The sequence below is a fragment of the Pseudoclavibacter sp. JSM 162008 genome (assembly GCF_041366455.1).
GTDB lineage: Bacteria > Actinomycetota > Actinomycetes > Actinomycetales > Microbacteriaceae > Pseudoclavibacter.
In genome coordinates this window covers 1-20,964 of sequence record NZ_JBEWYX010000010.1, presented here as the reverse complement: position 1 = coordinate 20,964, position 20,964 = coordinate 1, and the positions used below count along the sequence as shown (strand labels likewise).

The 20,964-nt window shown below is 68.4% G+C and carries 17 protein-coding genes and 1 tRNA gene; 10 read left to right on the top strand and 8 right to left on the bottom strand.

Annotated elements, in window-relative coordinates; all coding sequences use genetic code 11:
* Positions 1-46 precede the first annotated feature (46 nt).
* The 3 genes from ABVF28_RS09945 (at position 47) to ABVF28_RS09935 (ending at position 4,602) form a co-directional block, all read left to right on the top strand.
* Positions 47-2,980 (top strand): UPF0182 family protein, encoded by a 2,934-nt coding sequence (locus ABVF28_RS09945; protein WP_371030348.1) that lies wholly within the window; start codon positions 47-49, stop codon positions 2,978-2,980.
* Positions 2,981-3,383: 403 nt separating this feature from the next.
* Positions 3,384-3,460, top strand: a tRNA-Met gene (locus ABVF28_RS09940).
* Between the two features lie 251 nt (positions 3,461-3,711).
* On the top strand, positions 3,712-4,602 hold the full coding sequence (locus ABVF28_RS09935) for a DUF817 domain-containing protein (RefSeq protein ID WP_371030347.1): 891 nt from the start codon (positions 3,712-3,714) through the stop codon (positions 4,600-4,602).
* Here ABVF28_RS09935 and ABVF28_RS09930 read toward each other — a convergent pair.
* On the bottom strand, positions 4,599-6,128 hold the full coding sequence (locus tag ABVF28_RS09930; RefSeq protein WP_371030346.1) for a sensor histidine kinase: 1,530 nt from the start codon (positions 6,126-6,128) through the stop codon (positions 4,599-4,601). The genes ABVF28_RS09935 and ABVF28_RS09930 overlap by 4 nt on opposite strands.
* Positions 6,125-6,904, bottom strand: coding sequence for a response regulator transcription factor (locus tag ABVF28_RS09925; protein WP_104253611.1), 780 nt, complete (start codon positions 6,902-6,904; stop codon positions 6,125-6,127). Before ABVF28_RS09925 ends, ABVF28_RS09930 begins: the two co-directional genes overlap by 4 nt.
* Positions 6,905-7,015: 111 nt before the next feature.
* On the opposite strand from ABVF28_RS09925, the gene ABVF28_RS09920 reads away from it, so the two are divergent.
* Positions 7,016-7,645, top strand: coding sequence for a GNAT family N-acetyltransferase (locus tag ABVF28_RS09920; RefSeq protein ID WP_371030345.1), 630 nt, complete (start codon positions 7,016-7,018; stop codon positions 7,643-7,645).
* Here the strand turns inward: ABVF28_RS09920 and dnaE are convergent.
* Both dnaE and ABVF28_RS09910 read right to left on the bottom strand, forming a co-directional pair.
* Positions 7,564-10,950 carry a DNA polymerase III subunit alpha gene (dnaE, locus tag ABVF28_RS09915; protein WP_371030344.1) on the bottom strand — a complete coding sequence of 1,129 codons (3,387 nt, stop codon included), beginning with the start codon at positions 10,948-10,950 and terminating at the stop codon, positions 7,564-7,566. The two genes, ABVF28_RS09920 and dnaE, sit on opposite strands and share 82 nt — an antisense overlap.
* Before the next feature lie 7 nt (positions 10,951-10,957).
* Positions 10,958-11,242: a hypothetical protein gene (locus tag ABVF28_RS09910; RefSeq protein WP_104312273.1), complete on the bottom strand. Its 285-nt coding sequence runs from the start codon at positions 11,240-11,242 to the stop codon at positions 10,958-10,960.
* A gap of 176 nt (positions 11,243-11,418) precedes the next feature.
* Here ABVF28_RS09910 and ABVF28_RS09905 point away from each other — a divergent pair, with 176 nt between their 5' ends.
* Complete coding sequence (locus ABVF28_RS09905; protein WP_371030343.1) at positions 11,419-12,567, top strand: mandelate racemase/muconate lactonizing enzyme family protein; 1,149 nt, start codon at positions 11,419-11,421, stop codon at positions 12,565-12,567.
* Positions 12,568-12,663: 96 nt separating this feature from the next.
* Complete coding sequence (locus ABVF28_RS09900; protein WP_371030342.1) at positions 12,664-13,350, top strand: FadR/GntR family transcriptional regulator; 687 nt, start codon at positions 12,664-12,666, stop codon at positions 13,348-13,350.
* A 61-nt stretch (positions 13,351-13,411) separates the two neighbouring features.
* Here the strand turns inward: ABVF28_RS09900 and ABVF28_RS09895 are convergent, their stop codons facing one another.
* Positions 13,412-14,152 (bottom strand): SOS response-associated peptidase, encoded by a 741-nt coding sequence (locus tag ABVF28_RS09895; RefSeq protein WP_104312270.1) that lies wholly within the window; start codon positions 14,150-14,152, stop codon positions 13,412-13,414.
* Between the two features lie 69 nt (positions 14,153-14,221).
* Between ABVF28_RS09895 and hisC the strand changes: the two genes are divergently transcribed.
* Together hisC and ABVF28_RS09885 are read left to right on the top strand one after the other, a co-directional pair.
* Positions 14,222-15,289 carry a histidinol-phosphate transaminase gene (gene hisC, locus ABVF28_RS09890; RefSeq protein ID WP_211890226.1) on the top strand — a complete coding sequence of 356 codons (1,068 nt, stop codon included), beginning with the start codon at positions 14,222-14,224 and terminating at the stop codon, positions 15,287-15,289.
* Complete coding sequence (locus ABVF28_RS09885) at positions 15,286-16,575, top strand: ATP-binding protein (protein WP_104312268.1); 1,290 nt, start codon at positions 15,286-15,288, stop codon at positions 16,573-16,575. Before hisC ends, ABVF28_RS09885 begins: the two co-directional genes overlap by 4 nt.
* A gap of 193 nt (positions 16,576-16,768) precedes the next feature.
* Here ABVF28_RS09885 and ABVF28_RS09880 read toward each other — a convergent pair whose 3' ends face one another.
* The gene (locus tag ABVF28_RS09880; protein ID WP_104312267.1) at positions 16,769-17,152 is read right to left on the bottom strand and encodes a hypothetical protein; all 384 of its coding nucleotides are present in this window, start codon (positions 17,150-17,152) and stop codon (positions 16,769-16,771) included.
* Positions 17,153-17,299: 147 nt separating this feature from the next.
* Between ABVF28_RS09880 and ABVF28_RS09875 the strand changes: the two genes are divergently transcribed.
* Positions 17,300-18,169, top strand: coding sequence for a carbon-nitrogen hydrolase family protein (locus ABVF28_RS09875; RefSeq protein WP_371030341.1), 870 nt, complete (start codon positions 17,300-17,302; stop codon positions 18,167-18,169).
* 4 nt (positions 18,170-18,173) lie between these two features.
* On the opposite strand, the gene ABVF28_RS09870 is transcribed toward ABVF28_RS09875, so the two are convergent.
* Positions 18,174-19,379: an aminotransferase class I/II-fold pyridoxal phosphate-dependent enzyme gene (locus tag ABVF28_RS09870; protein WP_371030340.1), complete on the bottom strand. Its 1,206-nt coding sequence runs from the start codon at positions 19,377-19,379 to the stop codon at positions 18,174-18,176.
* 140 nt (positions 19,380-19,519) lie between these two features.
* Here ABVF28_RS09870 and ABVF28_RS09865 point away from each other — a divergent pair, with 140 nt between their 5' ends.
* Positions 19,520-20,836, top strand: coding sequence for a S1C family serine protease (locus ABVF28_RS09865; protein WP_371030339.1), 1,317 nt, complete (start codon positions 19,520-19,522; stop codon positions 20,834-20,836).
* Here the strand turns inward: ABVF28_RS09865 and ABVF28_RS09860 are convergent.
* Positions 20,833-20,964, bottom strand: a 132-nt coding sequence (locus ABVF28_RS09860) for an integrase core domain-containing protein (protein ID WP_371030420.1), incomplete at its 5' end; no start/stop codon positions are given. The genes ABVF28_RS09865 and ABVF28_RS09860 overlap by 4 nt on opposite strands.

The window sequence follows — 20,964 nt, the reverse complement described above, 5'->3', positions numbered from 1 at the left end:
TGCAGCTCAACAGCCCCAGAGTCCGAAACCCGCCAGCCGACGTCGGATGGGACCGCTCACGATCACACTGCTGATCGTCGTGGCGCTTCTCGTCGTCTTCTTCTGGTTCGCCGGCCGATACGCGGACGTGCTCTGGTACGACCAGCTCGGCTTCCTCCAGATCCTCCTCACCGAGTGGGGAGCTGGCGCGATCATGTTCGCGATCGGACTCGTCGCCATGGCGGTGCCCCTGTATGTGAACCTGCAGATCGCCTACCGCGCGCGTCCCGTCTACGCGAAGCTCAACGAGCAGCTCGACCGCTATCAGCAGGTCATCGAGCCCATCCGTCGCGGGGCAATGGTGTTCGTGCCCGCCATCTTCGGCCTTTTCGCCGGTGTGGCGCTCATCGCGTCCTGGCAGACCGTGCTCATGTGGATGAACTCGACCCCGTTCGGCGAGACCGACCCGGTGTTCAACCTCGACGTCTCGTTCTACGTCTTCCAGCTTCCCCTGTACCGCGGTGTGGTCGCCTTCGTGAGCGCCGTCGTGCTGCTCTCCCTCATCCTCACGGCCGCGACGCTGTACCTGTACGGCGGCATCCGCGTGACCGGTCGCGAGGTCGTCATCTCGAAGAGCGCGCGAACGCACATCGCGATCCTCGCCGGCCTGTACATGCTCGTCCAGGCAGTGAGCTTCTGGCTCGACCGCTACGCGGCGCTGAACACGCTCTCCGGCCGCTGGACCGGTGTGCTCTACACCGAGGCGAACGCGACGATCCCCGGCCAGGGCATCCTCGCCGGAGCCGCGATCGTCGTCGCTGTGCTCTTCTTCATCGCGGCAGCCATCGGCCGCTGGCGTCTTCCGCTCGTCGGAACCGCGCTGCTCGTCATCGTCGGACTCGTCGTCGGCATGGTCTACCCGTGGATCGTGCAGCAGTTCCAGGTCGGACCGAGCGAGCAGGCACTCGAGACCCCGTACATCCAGAACAACATCGACGCGACCCGCGCCGCCTACGGCCTCGACAAGATCGAAGAGGTCAACTACGCGGCCGAGACGACGGTCAGCCAGGGGCAGCTGCGTGACGACGCCGACACCACGGCGAACATCCGCATCCTCGACCCGTCGCTCGTCTCGCCGACGTTCGCGCAGTTCGAGCAGGAGCGCGCCTACTACCAGTTCCCGGAGAGGCTCGACGTCGACCGCTACGAGATCGACGGCCAGGTCCAGGATGCGGTCGGCTCCGTCCGAGACATCAACATCGCCGGCCTCGGCTCCGACGCCCAGTCATGGGTCAACAACACCATCGTCTACACGCACGGCTACGGGCTCGTCACGGCCTTCGGCAACCAGCGCGGCCCAGACGGCCAGCCCCTCTTCATCGAGGGTGGCATGCCAAGCGAGGGCGCGCTCGGCGAGTTCGAGCCCCGCGTCTACTTCGGCGAGACCTCGCCCGAGTACTCCATCGTCGGTGCCCCCGAGGGGTCCGAGCCAGCTGAGTTCGACCACGTGTCGGGCGCGGATGGCGCAACCCAGACGTACAACACGTTCACGGGAGACGGCGGCCCCGATCTCGGCAACCTCTTCAACCGTCTCGTCTACGCGATCAAGTTCCAGTCGGAGCAGATCCTTCTCTCGGAGTACGTCAACGACGAGTCGCAGATCCTCTACGACCGCGACCCGGCCGAGCGAGTGCAGGCGGCTGCCCCGTACCTGACGATCGACTCCGACCCGTACCCCTCGGTCGTGGACGGACGCCTCACGTGGATCGTCGACGGCTACACCACGAGCAACAAGTACCCGTACTCGGAGCTCGCCGGCCTGCAGAACCTGCTCGAGGACGCGGACACGCCGGCCTCCTCGCTGCCTCCAGAGGTCATCAACTACATGCGCAACTCGGTGAAGGCGACCGTCGACGCGTACGACGGCAGCGTCACGCTCTACGCCTTCGACGAGACGGACCCGATCCTGCAGACGTGGCAGAAGGTCTTCCCGTCGACGCTGAAGAACGTGTCGGAGATGTCGGGTGACCTGCTCAGCCACATCCGCTACCCCACGGACATGTTCAAGGTGCAGCGCGAGATGTTCGCGCGGTACCACGTGACCGACGCGAGCACGTTCTACAACCAGACGAACGCGTGGCAGCTGCCGCAGAACCCGACTGGTGGCGAAGCGTCGCAGCCCCCGTACTACCTGACGATGCAGCTCCCCGGGCAGGAATCGGCCTTCTCGATCTACTCCACGTACATTCCGCTGACGAACGCGAACGCGCAGTCGAGGAACGTGCTGAGGGGGTACCTGGCGGCGAACTCCAACGCGGGTTCCACAGACGGCACGGTCGCTGACACCTACGGGCGCATCACGCTCCTCCGGGTCGAGAACGACAACGTCAACGGTCCGGGTCAGGTGCAGAACATCTTCAACTCGAACGAGACGGTCGCCAACCAGCTGAACCTGCTCGAGCGAGGCGGCCAGACGCAGGTGCTGCGAGGCAACCTGCTGACCGTGCCCGTCGGCGAGGGCTTCCTGTACGTGCAGCCGGTCTACGTCGAGTCCACCGGTGAGACCAGCTACCCGCTGCTCAGGCGCGTGCTCGTCGCGTTCGGCGACAAGATCGCGTTCCAGCCGACGCTCGACGAGGCGCTCGACGAGCTCTTCGGTGGCGACGCCGGTGCGGACGCGGGTGACGGTGGCGTCGAGGTCTCCGACGACGATGTGCCCGTCGACTCCATCCCGGACGACACCGCTGGGACGCCGGCTCCGACTGCCACGACTCCGCCGGCTGGCGGGGGAACGGGGACTCCACAGGAGCAGCTCTCGACGGCCCTGGCCGACGCTGAGCAGGCACTTGAGGACCGCACGACGGCGTACGCGAACAACGATCTCGTTGCCGCAGCTGAGGCTGACAAGCGACTCACGGACGCCTTGAACCGCGCCCGTGAGGCTGATGGTCAGATCTCGGGCACCTCGGGCGAGTCCCCGGAGCCGACGCCCACCACGTAGGCGGCCGAGCTCCACACGCCGACGGGCGTCGTCCTCACTGAGGACGGCGCCCGTCGGCGTCTGTGCCTGCGTGTCCTCCCCGCAGCGCGCCCCGACGCCCTGCCCCGGCCCACGATTCGCCAGCAGAGGTGGGCCGTGTGCACCTTCTGTGCGGTCGGCGGCTGCACAAGACCCAGATCTCTGGGGCGCACGCGGTTGCAACGGGGCGCGACGCGCCCGGGATGCGGTGCGCGCCGGGTCAAGCGAAGTAGTTTTCGGCGAATTCGCGTCCTGAGAGCGGTTGCTCGGCCCGTTCTAGCCCGAGGTGTTGTCGCCCCTGGACCCCCGACACGCCGCGTTTTCCGGGGAACGAGCACCCGGAGTTGCACGACGTCAGGACCGCGTGTAATGTTTTCTCTTGTGCCGCGGGGTGGAGCAGTTCGGTAGCTCGCCGGGCTCATAACCCGGAGGTCGTAGGTTCAAATCCTGCCCCCGCAACCAAAGCCGCACAAGTTGGGTTGCTCGAAAGAGCAAGTATGAACTGCGGCACAAGGCCCGTTTCCTCTCGAGGAAGCGGGCCTTTCGCGTTCCCGCTTGCCTTGGCCGCCCCTCATCCGTCTCCGGGGCCCACTGCCGACCTGGAAGTGCGCGGGTGTCGTGGCCCGCCTCAGCGGGTTCGCGGTCTGAAGCCGCTAGTCTCGGCCATTCGACGTGCGCCGATCGTTGGCGCGGTAGGAAAGCGGCGGTGCCAGGTGGCCAGATTCACGAGCCTCGAGCGGCGCATCGACGACGTCGCCGGGCGGCTTCTCGAGAACTCCCCGTCACACGGCCTCAGGGCCGGCCTGGTGGAGTTCCTGGTGTTCGGCCTAAAGCAGGCGTGGGCGTGCATCTTCGGCGCGCTCATGCTCGTCATGATCCTCGCGGCGAGGCTCTGGTATCCGGACGACGCCCCGCTCGCTCGGAACGATGCGCTCGTCATCGGCGCCGTCGTCATCCAGGTCGTCATGATCGCCGCACGGCTCGAGACGGGGCGCGAGCTGCTCGTGATCCTCGCCTTCCACATCGTCGGCACCGGTATGGAGCTCTTCAAGACGAGCGTCGGCTCGTGGAGCTACGCGTCAGGGGGAGCGCTGCACATCGGCCCCGTGCCGCTCTACACGGGGTTCATGTACGCCGCCGTGGGCTCGTACCTGTGCCGCGTCTATCGCCTCTTCGACCTGCGCTTCTCGAGGTACCCGCGCATCTGGCTGACCGTCATCGCCGCCGTCTTGATCTACGTGAACTTCTTCACGCACCACTACGCCTACGACTTCCGCTACGTGCTGCTGCTCTTCGTGGCGGTGCTGTGGGGTCGCACGTGGATGCACTTCCGCGTGTTCCGCAGGACGCTTCGCATGCCGCTGCTCGTCGCGTTCCTGCTCGTCGCGCTCTTCATCTGGTTCGCGGAGAACATCGGCACGCTCGCGGGGGCGTGGGTGTACCCGAACCAGGAGCACGGCTGGGAGCTCGTGTCGATCACGAAGCTACTCTCGTGGTTCCTGCTCATGATCATCTCGGTGGTCATGGTGACGCTCGCGTACCCGCCGAAACCTCCGCTCGCCGACGTGGCGGGATCGGGGCGGGAGGCGAGCGCGGCTCGCTAGTCCCAGGCCTTGGCGGCGGGGATGCGCACGATGAAGGCCGCGCCGTCATCTGACTCGACGGCGATCTGTCCGCCGTGGGCCTCGACGATGGACTTCACGATCGCGAGCCCGAGCCCGGTGCTGCCTGAGGCCCGTGTCCTGGCCGAGTCGCCGCGTGCGAACCGCGAGAAGAGGTCCTGACGCAGGGCGGCGGGGATGCCGGGGCCGTCGTCGCGAACCACCAGGACGGCTTCGCGCCCGGTCGCAGACGCGGTGGCGAGTTCGTAGCGGACGGACACGTTGACGTGGGTGCCTTGCGGGGTGTGCTGGCTGGCGTTCGAGAGGAGGTTCACGACGATCTGGTGCAGGCGCTCCCAGTCGCCGAGCACGGAGACCTCGCTCGGGGGGACGGTGGCGCTCCAGTGGCGGTCGGCGTCGCTGGCCTGCGCGTCGCTGACGGCATTGATGACGAGCTCGGACAGGTCCACGGTGTCGAACTGGAGGTCCTGGCCTTCGTCGAGGCGGGCGAGCAGCAGGAGGTCGTTGACCAGCGAGCTCATGCGGGTCGCCTCGGACTCGATGCGGGCCAGGGAGCGCTCGGTGATGTCCGGCAGGGATGCGGAGTCCTGCCTGGTGAGTTCCGCGTAGCCCTGGATCGCTGCCAGGGGGGTGCGCAGCTCGTGGCTGGCGTCGGTGACGAAGCGGCGCATCCGCTGGTCGGCTGCGGAGCGAACCGCGAAGGCCTCGTCGACGTGCGCGAGGAGCTTGTCGAGCGCCTCGCTGACCTTGCCGACCTCGGTTCGGGGGTCGATGTCGTTGAGCTTCACGGCCTGGCGGAGTCCCACCTCGCCCGATGCGAGGGGCATCTGCGCCACGTTCTCGGCGGCGTTGACGACCCGGGAGAGGGGACGCATCGCGACGCGCATGACCAGGGCGACGAGGAGCACGATGAGGCCGATGCCCAGCGAGGAGAGCACGAGCGTGAGCACGGTCTGGTTGAGGGTCGCCTCTCGGGCGGTGTCGAGCGACACCGCGGAGATGAGGGCGTAGCTGGGATCGCCCTCCCATTCGTGGATCATGACGCGGAAGTCGCCGGCGACGTCGTCGAGCTTGATGGTCTCGAGCAGGGAGTGCTGGACTGCGAAGTCGTCGGACTGCGCGAGGGCGGCGAGCTCGTTCTTGATCGTCTGGTCGCACTCGACCGCGGAGGTCTCGCTGAAGGACGCCGAGTCGATGATCTCGCCGTTGTGCGCGAGGGCAATGATGGTGCCTGGCGCGTGTCCGACGAAGTTGATGAGCGGCTTGACCTTCGGGGGGCTTGTCTCACCGTTCTTCGGCGGGTGCGGGTGGGTGCCGGGGATGTCGTCGCGGTACTTGTCGACGGAGTTCTCGAGCACCGACATGGAGGCGGCGAGCTGTGTGTTCACGACGCTCGTGATCGCCGAGTTGAGGGTGACGACGTTCATGATGCCGATGACGCTCATGACGAACGCGACCACGAGGGTGACGCCGACGATGATGCGCGCCCGGAGCGTCCACGGTCTCATTCGGCTGGCCTGATCACGTAGCCGACGCCGCGGACGGTGTGGATCATCGGGGTGCGCCCGGCGTCGATCTTCTTGCGCAGGTAGGAGACGTAGAGGTCGACGATGCTGGCCTTGCCGGCGAAGTCGTAGTTCCAGACGCGGTCGAGGATCTGGGCGCGACTCAGGACGCGCTTGGGATTGCGCATGAAGTAGCGCAGCAGCTCGAACTCGGTTGTCGTGAGGGCGATCGGGTCGCTGCCGCGACGCACCTCGTAGCTGCTCTCGTCGAGGAAGAGGTCGCCGACCCGGAGCTGCGAAGCGTCATCCGCGACGGCTTCGCCCGCTCGTTGGATGAGTCCGCGGAGCCTGGCGACGAGCTCCTCCAGGCTGAAGGGCTTGGTCATGTAGTCGTCGCCGCCCGCGGTGAGCCCGATGATGCGGTCGTCGATCGAGTCTTTCGCGGTGAGGAAGAGCACGGGCGTGGCGTGTCCCTGACCTCGGAGGTTCCTGAGAATGCTGAGGCCGTCGATGTCGGGAAGCATGATGTCGAGGACGACGACGTCGGGCCGTTCCGCCGTGAACTTCGCGAGCGCGTCGCGACCGTTGCTGGCCACGTCGACCTGCCAACCCTCGTAGGAGAGGGCCAGGCTGACGAGGTTCGTGAGCGTCTCTTCGTCGTCGACAAGCAGCACGCGGATGGGGGTGCCGTCCGGGCGGTGGAGACGGGGGAGCTGGGCGAGGACCGCCCGACGGCGCCCGGGCTCGATGATCGGGTCAGCGGAAGCAGAATCGGGCATTGGATCATCGTGTCACGAGCGGGCCCCGCGGGTGGTATGTGGGCCCGTCCTCATAGGAAGCTCAAATCTTCTCTTACCGAGGGCATGGAGGGAGTTCGTAATCTGCGACGCATGACACTCCAGCGAATTCAGCAGCCCGACCTCGGGAGCCGTACGCCGGGGGTCAAGAAGGACCTGCAGGGTGGGCTCTTCCACCGTCCCCGGTTCCTGCGCGGCCCCCGCACTGAGCGTCCCTTCGACGCACCCCAGCTGTTCACGGAGCGCCTTGTGCTCCGTCCCCACACCGTCCGCGACGCGGGGGCGTGGCACGAGATCGTGTCGAACGGCGACGTGGTGCGCTACCTGCATTGGAAGCGGCGCGATCTCGCGGAGGCGACGGAGCATCTGAGCCGTCGCACCACGCAGACGCGGCTGTGGCAGTCGGGGGACTTCATGGCCCTCGCGGTCGAGCATGACGGTCAGCTCGTCGGCGACGTGTCCGTGCACCTGCGGGAGGTCGAGCCTGAGCATCGGTCGGCTGAGCTCGGGTGGATCATGCATCCGGGATTCGCCGGGCAGGGCTTCGCCACCGAAGCTGCGGATGCGCTCGTCGAGTACCTTCGCGACTATGTCGGGGTGAAGCGGGTGATCGCGGTCATGGACCTCGAGAACGAGGCGTCCTACGCGCTCGCGAGGCGTCTCGGCCTCACGGAGGTCTCCCGCTCCGACGATTCGAGGACCACGGCGCTCGATCTGGTCTGAGCGGAGTCGCTGCCGCGCATCCGCTGGGCGCCGCTTGTGCTCGCGGATTGCGACGTCGCCATGAGCTGCGCGACCTCCAGGAGGTCCCACGCCATGTCGCCGGTGACGGAGATTCCCCTGGCCCCTGATCTGCGTGTCGTGCCTCGAACGAGCATGTAGTGCGTGCGGAACACGCGATTGCCAGCCCGCTCCTGTGCGTCGTGGAAGAACACGGTCTGCGAGAGGCCGGTGCTGTCGTCGAGGGAGACGAACACCGTGCGGCGGCCCCCGCGCATCGGTGGCGTGTTCGTCGCACGGCGAACCCCGGCGATGAGCACCTCAGTGCCGCCGGGCAGGTCGATGAGCGTGCTCGCCGGCACGACGCCGAGCTGTCGGAACAGCGGGAAGAAGCGCTCCATCTGGTGACGGCTCACGCCGAGGCCGAGCTCCTGCAATTCGAGATCGGTCTGCGTCTTGCCGTGCAGGTCCATGGCGCTCACTCCCCGTAGCTGGGGGACGGGCAGCGCGAACGCGAACGCCTGCTGATGCTCCGGCACGCGTGTCGGGCTGCTGGTGAGCGAGCGGATGAACGCGAGCAGCTCGTGCCGCCTGCGCGGCTCGTAGTCGATGAAGGCGTCGAGCGCTCCGACCCTGGCCAGGGAGTCCAACGTGCTGCGACGGGGCCGCACTCGTGCCCGGAAGTCGGCGAGCGAGTCGAACGGCTGGTGCTCGGCGACCCTGTCGCGTTCCGCCGATGACATGCCGCGCACATCCGCGAGCGACATGCGCACCCCGTCACGCCCGTCAGGGAGCGGCTCGACCGTGTACTCGAGGCCGGACCGCTGCACGTCGATCGGCAGCAGCGGGATGCCGAGGTGCCTTGCCTCGGCGATGATCAGGTCCTTGCCCCACATGCCGGGGTCGTGGGTGAGGAGGCCCGCCCAGAAATGCGCGGCGCGGTGGGTCTTGAGCCACGCGCTCTGGAAGGTGGGCAGGGCGAACGCGGCGCCGTGGGCCTTCGCGAAGCCGAAGCTGCCGAAGCCGGCGAGCACCTTCCAGGACCGTTCGATGATCTCGGGCGGGAACCCGCGCTCGGCGGCTTTGCCGCTCACCAGCTGCTCGATGCGCGGGACGAGGTCTGGCTTCGCGAGCCAGCGTCGGTAGACGTCGGCCAGTTCAAGGCCGCACCCGGTGAGTTCGTCGAAAATGCGCATCACCTGCTCGTGGAAGATGACGACGCCCTTAGTCTCGAGCAGGATGGGCTTGAGTCTCGGGTGGATGTAGTCGGGCATGACCTCCCCGTGGCGTGCCCTGAGGAAGTTGAGGGGCATGTTGTTCTGCATGGGGCCGGGGCGGAACAGGGAGATGTCGATGACGAGGTCGTTGAACACCTCGGGCTGCAGCTTCCCGACGAGTTCCATCTGGCCTGGGCTCTCGACCTGGAAGATGCCGAGGGTCTTCGTCGAGCGGATGGTCTCGTAGGTCGCTTCGTCGTCGAGGGGCAGCGCGTCGAGGTCGAGCTCCTCGCCTCGGGTGCGCTTCAGCTCCTTCACGGCGTGGGCCATGGCGCTCTGCATGCGCACGCCGAGGATGTCGAGCTTGATGAGGCCCATCGGGTCCATGTCGTGCTTGTCGAACTGGCTCATGGGCAGGCCGATGCCGGACATCTGCACTGGTGTGCGGTCGAGCAGGGAGATGTCGGAGAGGATGACGCCGCAGGGGTGCACGGAGATGTGCCTCGGCAGGGAGTCGAGTCGCTCTGTCGCCTCGACGAGCACGTCGAGCTGGCGCGAGCGGCGCACCTCTTCGGCGAACTCCCGAAGCTCCGGCTTCTCGGCGAGGGCCTGTCGGAAGCGCTTCGCGGAGAAGCGCCACAGCTCCTTGGCGATGCGGTCGACTTCCCCGTCGGCGAGCCCGAGCGCGAGTCCGGCGTCGCGTACGGCGCCTCTCGATCCGTAGGTGTTCACCATCGACATGAGTGTCACCCGCTCGCCACCGAACTCGTCGAAGATGCGGTGGTACACGCGGTGGCGTTCGGCGCTCTCCACGTCGAGGTCGATGTCCGGCAGCGTGCGTCGCTCGTCGGAGAGGAAGCGCTCCCAGATGAGTCCGAGGGAGACGGGTTCGACGTGGCTCGTGTACAGGAGGTAGTTGAGGAGCGAGCCGACCCCTGACCCCCTGGCCTGTACGCGGACCCCCATCTCCTTGATGAGTTCGACGACGTGCGAGACGGTGAGGAAGTAGGGGGCGAAGCCCAGCTTCCGCACGGTCTTCAGCTCATGGGCGAGGCGGTCGTGCAGCTCGCGCTCGTGGGCACTGGATGCACCGGGGTAGCGGGCGGGGATCGCGGCTTCGGCCTTGGCCCGGAGCACCTCGAACGGGTCGCCGTCGATGCCGAAGCGCGTGACCTCCGGCATGCGCGGGGTGCCGATCCCCGCATCCCGTTCGAGGTCGATGATGCAGGCTTCGGCGAGCGCTCTCGTCTGCGCGATGAGGTCGTCGGCGGCGGAGGCGTCGTGCCCGCCCGCATCCGCGACCATGCGCGCGACCTGCCGCATGAGGCTCGCAGGCTTGAGCCACGCCTGCGCGGTGGGGGCGAGCTCGATCTCGTCGAGCGCCCGCCGAGCACGGACGGCGTCTGCGATGTCGACCGTCGCCGCTTCCTCGGGGGAGGCGTAGCGGACCGCGTTCGTGAGCACCGCCCGCAGCTTGGACTCCGTGGCGAGACCGAGCATCCGCGTCGCAGCCGTGACTGAACCGGGAGTGCCTGGCTCGGCGAGGTGGCACACGACCTCCACGACCAGCGAGGAGTGGGGGAGTGCGTGCACCCACGCTCGAAGTCGCTCCCGCGCCAGCCCCAGCTGCGCCACGGAAGCCGCCGTGCCGACATCGCTGCTCGGGCCGAGCATCACCGTCAGGCGGGTGGCCCCCTCTTCGTCCTCGGCGAGCTGGGCCAGGCGGGCGAGGGGGATGCTCGGCTCATGCACGCCCGTTGGGGCGCTCGCGGTGGTCTCGTGCGCTGCGGACACGGCCCGGCACAGTGCCGCATAGCCGGAGCCGCCGTCTCCACCCGTCGCGAGCACGACAACCCGCCCGAGGGGCTCGCCCCGTTCGTCGTGCACGGCGAGCTCGCTGCCGAGCACGGCCCGCAGCTTCGCGTCTCTGCAGGCGAGGAGGTGCTTGACCGCGCCGGAGATGCCGTCGCGGTCGGTGAGGGCGATCGTGTCGAGGCCCCGCTCGACGGCGGCCTGCGCGAGCCCCTCGGGAGGGGAGACCGCATAGTGCGCGCTGAAGCCGGACGAGACGTGCAGGTGGGGGAAGCTCATCGTGTCCTCACTCCCAGCTCAGCGCCAGGAGCCAGCCGCCGGAGGCGCGGCAGAGGTCGTAGAGGTGTCCGTCGTGCTGCCCGTGCGCGCTGTCGCGGACCGCGGTGACGCGCCACAGCTCCTGGTCGATGCGCTCCGGGGATGAGCCTCCGTGCCACCACGGCGGGAGCCTGCGGAAGTAGGCCTGGGGCTGGCCCGTGACGGTGTAGAGGAAGCGCTGCCACACGAAGGAGACCGGCTGCCCGTCTGGGCTGACGGCGACGTCGATGGTGTCGTCGATGACGGTTGGCATGGTTCCCTCCTTCGCTGATTCGAATCTGTATTCGAATGTGGATCAAGCGTAAATCGCACCACCGACAGTGGCAACCGCAAGTCTCAGTCAGAGGGTGAGGGTGTGCTGCAGCTAGACAGGTTTTAAATCTGTCTTATAGCTTTTCTGCAGAACGTCACCCTCAAGGACGAAGGCATATGACTCACACCCCAGACTCGCTCCGCTCGGCAGACTCCATCCGCTCAATACGGCTCTCGACGCTCCGCCTCCCGCTCGCCACCCCCATCTCCGACGCGAAGGTCTTCACGGGTAGGCAGAAGCCCATGACCGAGGTCGTCTTCCTCATCGCCGAGATCCGCACCGAGCAGGGCCTCTCCGGCCACGGGTTCAGCTACTCGAAGCGTGCAGGCGGCGCCGCCCAGTACGCTCATGCGCGGGAGGTCGCCGAAGTCGCCCTCGGCGAAGACCCGAACGACATCCAGAAGCTGTACACCAAGCTGCTCTGGGCCGGCGCCTCCGTCGGGCGCTCGGGCGTCGCCACCCAGGCGCTCGCGGCGTTGGACATCGCGCTCTACGACCTGAAGGCCAAGCGCGCCGGCCTGCCGCTCTCGAAGCTGCTCGGTGCGCACCGCGACTCGGTGCGCACCTACAACACGTCAGGCGGGTTCCTCCACGCATCGCTCGACGAGGTGCGCGAGCGCGCGACGCAGTCACTCGCAGAAGGCATCGGCGGCATCAAGATCAAGGTCGGCCTCCCGGATACGGCCGAGGACCTGCGCCGCGTCCGCGCGGTGCGCGAGCACATCGGGGCGAGCGTTCCGCTCATGGTGGATGCGAATCAGCAGTGGGACCGGGCGACGGCCCTGCGCATGGGCCGCCGCCTCGAAGACCTCGACCTCACGTGGATCGAGGAGCCGCTCGACGCCTACGACGCGGAGGGGCATGCGGATCTCGCGCGTGCGCTCGACACCCCGATCGCGACGGGCGAGATGCTCGCCTCGGTGGCCGAGCACCGTCAGCTCATCACCACCCGCGCGTGCGACATCATCCAGCCGGACGCGCCGCGCATCGGCGGGATCACGAACTTCCTCCGGCTCATGACCCTCGCCGACGAGGCGGGCCTCGACCTCGCCCCGCACTTCGCGATGGAGATCCACCTGCACCTGGCCGCCTGCTACCCGCGCGAGCCGTGGGTCGAGCACTTCGACTGGCTCGACCCGCTCTTCGAGGAGCGACTCGAGACGCGAGACGGACGGATGATCGTGCCCGACCGTCCGGGGCTCGGGTTCACGTTCAGCGAGCAGGCGCGGACCTGGACGACCGACAGCGTGACGCTCTCGATCTGAGCGCGGGGTGGGGCGTCCAGCGTGAAGCCAGCGAGTGGCTGAGCCCGGCACGGCGGGCTAGCTCTTGGCCCGCCTCAGGGATGGCACGATGTCTCCATGAGCATGACGCGCGCCGAGGAGATCGCCAGGGTCCTCGCCGACCGCATCGTCGAAGGAGTCATCGCCCCCGGTGACCGCCTGTCGAGCGAGGGCGGCCTCGTCGAGGAGTTCGGGGCGAGCAGGACGGTCGTGCGTGAGGCGCTGCACCGCCTGCAGTCGCGCGGCCTCGTTCGCACGCGCGTCGGCTCCGGAAGCTACGCGCTCACCCCTCCCGCGCCCACGGCGGGTGACGACTGGCTCGGGGCGCACACCGAGGCTGAGCGCGCGGAGCTGCACGCGTTCCGGATCGCCGTCGAGGTCGAGGCCGCCGCGCTCGCGGCGCGCTCCCCGTCGCCCCAGGAGATCGCCGAGATCGACGCAGCCCTCGACTCCCTCGCGAAGGCCACCCTGCCCAGCGAGACGGTGGATGCGGACTTCGCCTTCCACCGCGCGATCGCCGCAGCATCCGGCAACCGCTACTTTCTCACGGCCCTCGACCGCATGGGCGCACGCGCCATCATCCTGCCGCCCGCGCGCATCTCCGACAGAGAGCGCAACGCCGCGGACTCGGCCGCCGTGCTGGCCGAGCATCGGGCCATCGCCGACGCGATCCGCCTCAAGGACCCCGTCGCCGCCGCGGCCGCGGTGCGCACGCACCTCTCGGCATCGACGGCCCGACGAGCGGCGCGCGAGTCGAGGGCGTGACCCGCACGGCGCTTCCGTCGCAAGCGCACCGGCCCGCAGGCCTGTGGAGCCGCGGGTCCGACTAGCCCTGGGACGACACCGGGGCCATGAGCTGCGGCCCTGAGCTCGCGACCCGACCCACCTCCGGGCCGACCTCGTGCATCACGAGTGTCGAGGCCAGCTCCACGCCCGCCAGGCTCGCCTCGTCGAGCAACCCCTGCGTGCCGACCACCGACTGGTCCAGCCACTGATCCCATAGCGCCCGCGGCAGCATGAGAGGCATGCGGTCGTGGATGCTCGCCAGCTCGCCCGTGGACCCTCGCGTCAGAATCGTCGTGGAGAGCACCCAGCGGGACGGGTCGTCGCCGGGCTTCGTCGGGTCAGCCCACCACGAGTACAGGCCAGCAAACGCGATCAGGTCATCGCTCCGCCCCGGGTGGATGAAGAACGGCGTCTTCGAACCCGCCTTCGTGCCATCCGCCGTCTTGCGCCACTCGTAGTAGCCGACCGCTGGCACGATCGCCCGCCGCTGCTTCACCGGGCCGCGGAACGTCGGCTTCTCCAGCACCGTCTCGATACGCGCGTTGAACGCCTTCGACGAGAAGCTCGGATCCTTCGCGAACGGAGGCAGCAGCCCCCACCTGGCGCGCTCGACGCGCCGCACCGCATCCCCGCCGCCCTTCGGCTCCGGCTCGACGACAACCGGCACCGGATCCGTCGGAGGAGTGTTGTACGACGGCTCCGGCAAATCAGCGCCGAGCGCCTCGATGTCGAAGAGCGCCTCGACGTGCTCAACTGCTGGGGTGACGTAACGACCGCACATGACTCAACGCTACGACGCGGGGACCCACGACGCGCTCTCCAAGCTTCGGATTCTCTGTACGCTCAGAGCATGGTCAAGCAGCGCAGCGCCCTCGAGCGCATCCCCGCGTACAAGCAGGGCGCCATGCCCAGCACCAGCGACGTCGTGAAGCTCTCCTCCAACGAGAACCCCTTCCCGCCCCTCGCCTCGGTTCGCGACGCGGTCGCCGCCGAGCTCGAGCGCATCCACCTCTACCCCTCGATGGCCGCCCCCGAGCTGACCGCACGCATCGCGGAGCTGCAGGGCGTCGAGCCGGAGAACATCGTCTTCGGAGCCGGCTCCGTCGAAGTGGCGACGCAGCTCGTGCAGGCCAGCGCAGGAGAGGGCGACGAGGTGATGTTCGCCTGGCGCAGCTTCGAGGCCTACCCGATCATCGCGATCGGGGCAGGCGCGACGCCCGTGCAGGTGCCGCTCACGCACGACGAACGCCACGACCTCGACGCCATGGCAGCGGCCATCACCGAGCGCACCGCCATCATCTTCGTCTGCAACCCCAACAACCCGACGGGGGCGAGCCTCACCCACGCCGAGGTGCGGGCCTTCCTCGACCGCGTCCCGAGCGACGTGCTCGTCGTGATCGACGAGGCCTACGAGCACTTCAACAGGGACGCCGAGACCGCCATCGGCATCGACCTCTACCGCGAGTACCCAAACGTCGCCGTGCTCCACACCTTCTCCAAGGCCTACGGCCTCGCTGGACTCCGCATCGGCTACGCCGTCGCCCAAGCGGACGTCGCAGCCAACCTCCGCAAGGTCGCCGTCCCCTTCGCCGTCTCCGCCCTCGCCCAGACCGCCGCCGCCGCGTCGCTCGACGCCGAAGCCGAGCTCGCCAACCGCATCGACGACATCGTCGCCGAACGCGCCCGCGTCACCTCCGAGCTCCGAGCCCAGGGGTGGAACATCGGAGACTCCCAGGCGAACTTCGTCTGGCTCAGGCTCGGCGACGACACCGCACGCATCGACGCCGCCCTCACCGAAGCCGGCGTCCTCGCCAGGGCATTCCCCGGCGAAGGCATCCGCATCACCATCGGCTCAACAGACGCCAACAGTCGCGCGCTCACCGCGCTCGCGGGAGTGCATGCGGGGGCACGGGGATGAGCACCTGGCGCATCCGCGACTTCCAGCCGACCGACATGGATGCGCTGCTGCGGCTCTGGGAGCAGCACCGCAGCTCGGGCAGCGAACCGGTGTACGGGCTGAGCGAGGTCATCGCGTCGACCCGGAAGGACACCGCCGTCGTCGCGGTCGCGGGGGAGAAGATCGTCGGCGTGGCCGTGGCGCGGGCAGCCCACGACCAGGGCTGGATCGTGTTCTTCGCGACTGACGACGAGTGGCGCAGGCGCGGCATCGGCGGCGCGCTGCTCGCCTCCCTCGAGCAGCGGATGGCCCAGCACGGCCTCCAGAAGCTCACGATCCTCGTGCCGGACGAGCAGACCCAGGTCGGCGCGCTCACGAAGGCCGGTTTCGCCGACAAGCGGCACCTGCGCTACTTCGAGCGGGAGATCCGGGTCAAGCAGCAGGAGATGGTCGCGCTGCGCGAGCTCGGCGGTCGCATCCTGCCACCCGACCGCTGGGACGCGATCGGCGGCATGCAGCACGAGAAGGACGTGCTGGAGCGGCGCCTCGTGCTGCCGCTCAGCGACCCAGATCTCGCGGAGGAGTACGGCGTCGTGCCACCACGCGCGATCGTGCTCTTCGGCCCTCCCGGCACGGGCAAGACGACGTTCGCCAAGGGCATCGCCTCCCGCCTCGGGTGGCCGTTCGTCGAGGTCTTCCCGTCCCGACTCTCGGCGTCGCCCAGGGGCCTCGCCGGCGAGCTGCGCGAGACGTTCGAGCAGGTCGAGTCGCTCGAGCACGCCGTCGTGTTCATCGACGAGGTCGAGGAGATCGCCTCGCACCGAGGGGGAGAGCCGCCGTCGCCCACGCAGGGCGTCACGAACGAGCTCCTCAAGATCATCCCGGCGTTCCGTGAGAAGCCGGGGCGTCTTCTCATCTGCGCGACGAACTTCATCCGAGCCCTCGACCAGGCCTTCCTGCGCCACGGGCGCTTCGACTACGTCATCCCCATCGGATTACCGGACGCCGCAGCCCGCCGGGCGATCTGGGAGCGATACGTGCCCGAATCGGTCAGCGACTCGGTCGACGTGCCGGCGCTGGTCGAGCAGACCAGCGGGTACTCGCCGGCTGACATCGAGTTCGCCGCTCGCCGCGCCTCGCAGGTCGCCCTCGAGCGCGCCGTCGCGGCCCGGAACTCGGGGGACGTCGTGCCCCTCGGGCCGACCACGGACGACTTCCTCGCCTCCGTCGCGTCCACGCGCACCACGGTCTCCTCCGACGTCGAGCGCGAGTTCGAGGAGGACATCCAGGCGATCGCTCGCGTGTAGCGCAGGATCGCTGCGAGGCTCGCTGTCCAACTTCAGTGCGATATTGCGGCGAACGCCGCGCTTCCGGGTCGATCGGCCGAATATCGCACTGATGCTGGTCAGAGGTGCGTCGGCCGGGAAGCCAGCGGCCTCTGGCGGGGACAGACGAGGGGCCGGATGCGATGCATCCGGCCCCTCGATCGTGCAGCTGAGGCTAGGCCTTCTTCGCTGCGGAGTCCTCGTCGTCCGAGGTGATGTCGAAGTCGTCGACCTCGTCGTCACCCTCCGGGTCGAGCTCGGCCTCGACGTCGTCGAGGTCGTCGTCTTCGTCGTCGGCGTCTTCGAGTTCGCTCTCGATCTCGTCGATCCACTCGTCGAGCAGGTCTTCAGCGGCTTCGTCGTCTGCGGCGGTCTGCACCTCGAGGGTGCCGTCGCCCCACAGGCGCGAGGAGACGCGGACGTCGTCGGTGTCCTCGACGGCGTCGTGAGCCTCGGATTCGTACTCGTTGGCGATCTTCGCGGCTTCGTCTTCGGATTCGGCTTCGATGACGAGCGCCGAGACGACCTCGTATTTCAAGAGCACGGCGTAGGTAGGCATGGGGCGACTCCTCGTGACTGCGAGCACACCGCTCGCAGAATGAAGGTACTCGTGACGGTGCGCGCAGACAAGCTGGGGTCGGTGCGTCGCGGGTGACGCGTTGGTGAAGACTTCCCGACCGAGCGCACCTCACCGTAGGCTCGCGTCATGCCTTCCGACGCTCGCACCCCCCTCCAAGCACCCCTCGGATCCCCTGACGGTGGGCAGAAGCGTCCGATCCTCGGTGTCGCGGTCGCGCAGTACGCGCCAGGTGCGGACCTTGTCGAGAACGAGCGGCTGCTGCGTGAGCACGTCGCCACGGCGGCCGGTCGGGGCGCGCAGCTCGTCGTCGTGCCCGAGTACGCGAGCTTCTTCCTCCCGGACCTCGGGGAAGAGCTCGTGCGCCAGGCGCAGAGCCTGGACGGGCCGTTCGTCTCGCTCATGCGATCGCTCGCCGTGGAGCATGGCGTTGCCATCGTGGCCGGCCTCGTGGCCGAGTCCGAGGATCCGGGCCGGTTCGCCAACACGCTCGTCGCGGTCGATTCGAGCGGCGAGGTCGTCGCCCAGTACCGCAAGGTGCACCTGTACGACGCGTTCGGCGCGAAGGAGAGCGACTGGGTTGTCCCTGGTGAGATCTCGGTGCCGCAGACGTTTGTCGTCGGCGGCGTGCGGGTGGGCCTGCAGACCTGTTACGACCTGCGGTTCCCCGAGGTGTCGAGGACGCTCGTGGATGCGGGCGTGCAGCTCATCGTCATCCCCGCCGAATGGGTGCGTGGCCCGCTGAAGGAGCACCACTGGAAGACGCTGCTCGCTGCGCGGGCGATCGAGAACACCGTGTACTTCGCGGCGGCCGACCACCCCGCGCCGATCGGCGTGGGGCACAGTGCCGTCGTCGATCCGCGCGGAGCGACCCTCGCCGGTGCGGGTGTCGACCCGGGCGTCTCCATCGGTTGGGTCTCGCTCGACATGATCGATGCGGTTCGCGAGCAGAACCCGGCGCTCGAGCTGCGGCGATACCGAGTGCTGCCGATCGACTGAGCTTCTACCGGCTGAGTTCGCCGAGCCGGTCGAGGCGGCGCATGCCCTCTTCGAGGATCTGGTCGCTCTTGCAGAACGCGAAGCGCACCAGCGAGCGGTAGTCTCCCTGCCGTTCCGGGGTGCAGAGGGCAGCGACCGGGATGCCGACCACTCCGATCTCCCGGGGCAGGCGGCGGCAGAGCTCGGTGGCGTCGGCGTAGCCGATGCTGGCGGCGTCGGCGATCGCGAAGTATCCGGCGGCCGGGGTCGCCGTCTCGAGACCACGACTGCGAAGCGCGGAGACCAGCAGATCGCGCTTGTGGCGAAGGCGGTCGCGTTCCTGGTCGAAGCGCGCCGCCGGCAGGCGCAGGCCTGCGGCGACGGCGGGTTGGAAGGGGCCACTGCCGACGTAGCTCAGGTACTGCTTGACGGCGAGGACCGCGTCGATCAGGACAGCGGGCCCCGTGACCCAGCCGACTTTCCATCCGGTCACGCTGAAGGTCTTGCCCGCCGAACCGATGCTGAGCGTTCGCGAGGCGGCACCGGGCAAGCTCGCGATTGCGACGTGCTGGCCATCGAAGACGAGGTGCTCGTACACCTCGTCGGTGACGATGATCGCGTCGTGGCGTGCCGCGAGCTCGACGATGAGCTGCAGCGTCTCGCTGCGGAGGACCGCGCCCGTGGGGTTGTGCGGGGTGTTGACGATGATCAGTCTGGTGCGGTCGGTGACGGCTCGCCTGAGCTCGTCGTGGTCCGGCTGGAACTCCGGCCACCGAACGGGCACGGTCACCAGGCGGGCGTCGGCGAGGTGCGCGAGGGCACCGTACGCGTCGTAGTGGGGTTCGAGGACGACGATGTCCTCGCCAGGCTCGACGAGGCCGAGCACTGTGGCCGCCAGCGCTTCCGTGGCGCCCACGGTGACCAGCACCTCGCGGTCAGGGTCGAGCGAGACCCCCCGGAAGCGGAGCTGATGCTCGGCGATGGCGGCGCGCAGGTCGGCGGTGCCCCTGGGCGGCGGATACTGGTTCTCGCCCCGGGAGATCGCGTCGATCGCCTCGTCCAGCAGCTCCTGCGGGCCGGAGTAGTCGGGGAACCCCTGGCCGAGATTCACGGACCCGGTGGTCCGCGCCAGCTCGCTCATCTCGCCGAACACGGTGCCCTGCAGCTCGCCGCTCGGGGAGAGGAGGCCAGCACCTTGGGCTGCTCGAAGCCACGGTCCGTCTCTGCGCATGCATCCAGTCTGTCATCGCCTGAGTCACGATCGAATCTCGAACTGCGACGTGCCGCGGAAACCAGAGCGTTCACTCCGTCCGCTCCCTAGACTGACGCCACGAATGCGCCCCGACGCATTGAGCGAACGTCAGGATTCACATGCTCGACACCCCATCCGCTGCCGGCGCCGACGCGAACAGCGCGCAGGCGCCGACGAAGGCTGCGCAGCAGGATGAACATGGGCGTCACCGTGCGGGGGCTCACCTGCATTCCATCCATGACGACGCACCGGTGGTCACGCGTCGAACGGGGCTGCTCCTCATCGCGGGTGTCGCGGTCGTCGCCGCGGTTGTCGGTGGTCTGAGCGGTGCGCTCATCACGGCGAACGTCATCGGCCAGCCGAATCAGGACGCGCAGCGGCTCACGCAGCCCCTGGGGTCCCCGAGCGAACCGGCGGCCCCGTTGCCTGGCGAGGCGAGTTCCGCGATCGCGTTCGCTGCGCCGAGCGTCGTCACGCTCACCGTGTCCACCCCGACTCGAACCGAGACGGGTTCCGCGGTCGTGTACTCGGGTGATGGGCTCGTCATCACCAACGCGCACGTCGTGACGCTCGACGGCACGGTCTCGGACGCGCAGATCACGGCGACCACGAGCGACGGTCGGGTCTTCAACACGAGCCGCGTCGGGCTCGACGTGCTCGCCGACGTGGCCGTGCTGCGGTTGGACGGTGCGAGCGGCCTTCAGCCGGCGAGGTTCGCGGACTCGGACCAGCTGACCGTCGGGCAGTCGACGATCGTGCTCGGCGCGCCGCTTGGCCTCAATGGCACGGCGACGACGGGTGTCGTATCGGCGGTCAACCGCAGCATCGAGATCGCGTCGGCGGCGGTCCCGCCGACGGTCGACGAGAACGCCGCGACCGACTCTCCGCTCAGCTCGACGACCGATCCGGGCAAGAGCATCGTCCAGTTGCCTGTCATCCAGACTGATGCCGCCATCAATCCGGGAAACTCGGGTGGCGCGATGCTCAACGCGAAGGGCGAGGTGATCGGCATCAACGTCGCGATCGCCGGCACGAAGCCCGGAGGCCAGGGGCAGGCGGCCTCCAGCGGCAGCATCGGCCTGGGGTTCGCTCTGCCGGCGAACTATGCGGTCCAGATCGCGGCGCAGCTCGCAGATGGCCAGACGCCATCGCATGGTGCGCTGGGCGCGACAGTCCGCAACGCGGCAACGGTCGCGACGAGCGGTCAGAGCATCGTGGGCGCCTACGTGGACAGCGTCGTCGAGAACGGTGCCGCCTCCCTCGCCGGTCTGCGTCGGGGAGACATCGTCACGTACATCGGCACGATCCCGGTGTCGAACGCCAACGACCTGATCGCGCACGTGCGCGTATACGAGGCGGGTGAGGATGCGACCCTGACGGTGGTCCGCCAGGGCGAGGTCATCGAGGTCGAGGTCTCGCTCGACGCTGCGGCCTAGGTGTCTTGCCCCGTGAGGTTGTGAACGCGGTCTGAGGGGCGTTGGCCGCCGATTCCGGTGTGGGGTCTGTGGTGATTGTAGTGATGGAGCCAGGTGTCGTAGGTCGCGGCCCTGGCATCGTCGCTGGT

Excerpts from the sequence above, each read along its gene's own strand:
- ABVF28_RS09945 (WP_371030348.1), top strand. The coding sequence starts at position 47 with ATGGGACCGCTCACGATCACACTGCTGATCGTCGTGGCGCTTCTCGTC.
- ABVF28_RS09930 (WP_371030346.1), bottom strand. The coding sequence starts at position 6,128 with ATGAGACCGTGGACGCTCCGGGCGCGCATCATCGTCGGCGTCACCCTC.
- ABVF28_RS09925 (WP_104253611.1), bottom strand. The coding sequence starts at position 6,904 with ATGCCCGATTCTGCTTCCGCTGACCCGATCATCGAGCCCGGGCGCCGT.
- ABVF28_RS09920 (WP_371030345.1), top strand. The coding sequence starts at position 7,016 with ATGACACTCCAGCGAATTCAGCAGCCCGACCTCGGGAGCCGTACGCCG.
- dnaE (WP_371030344.1), bottom strand. The coding sequence starts at position 10,950 with ATGAGCTTCCCCCACCTGCACGTCTCGTCCGGCTTCAGCGCGCACTAT.
- ABVF28_RS09910 (WP_104312273.1), bottom strand. The coding sequence starts at position 11,242 with ATGCCAACCGTCATCGACGACACCATCGACGTCGCCGTCAGCCCAGAC.
- ABVF28_RS09905 (WP_371030343.1), top strand. The coding sequence starts at position 11,419 with ATGACTCACACCCCAGACTCGCTCCGCTCGGCAGACTCCATCCGCTCA.
- ABVF28_RS09900 (WP_371030342.1), top strand. The coding sequence starts at position 12,664 with ATGAGCATGACGCGCGCCGAGGAGATCGCCAGGGTCCTCGCCGACCGC.
- ABVF28_RS09895 (WP_104312270.1), bottom strand. The coding sequence starts at position 14,152 with ATGTGCGGTCGTTACGTCACCCCAGCAGTTGAGCACGTCGAGGCGCTC.
- hisC (WP_211890226.1), top strand. The coding sequence starts at position 14,222 with ATGGTCAAGCAGCGCAGCGCCCTCGAGCGCATCCCCGCGTACAAGCAG.
- ABVF28_RS09885 (WP_104312268.1), top strand. The coding sequence starts at position 15,286 with ATGAGCACCTGGCGCATCCGCGACTTCCAGCCGACCGACATGGATGCG.
- ABVF28_RS09880 (WP_104312267.1), bottom strand. The coding sequence starts at position 17,152 with ATGCCTACCTACGCCGTGCTCTTGAAATACGAGGTCGTCTCGGCGCTC.
- ABVF28_RS09875 (WP_371030341.1), top strand. The coding sequence starts at position 17,300 with ATGCCTTCCGACGCTCGCACCCCCCTCCAAGCACCCCTCGGATCCCCT.
- ABVF28_RS09870 (WP_371030340.1), bottom strand. The coding sequence starts at position 19,379 with ATGCGCAGAGACGGACCGTGGCTTCGAGCAGCCCAAGGTGCTGGCCTC.
- ABVF28_RS09865 (WP_371030339.1), top strand. The coding sequence starts at position 19,520 with ATGCTCGACACCCCATCCGCTGCCGGCGCCGACGCGAACAGCGCGCAG.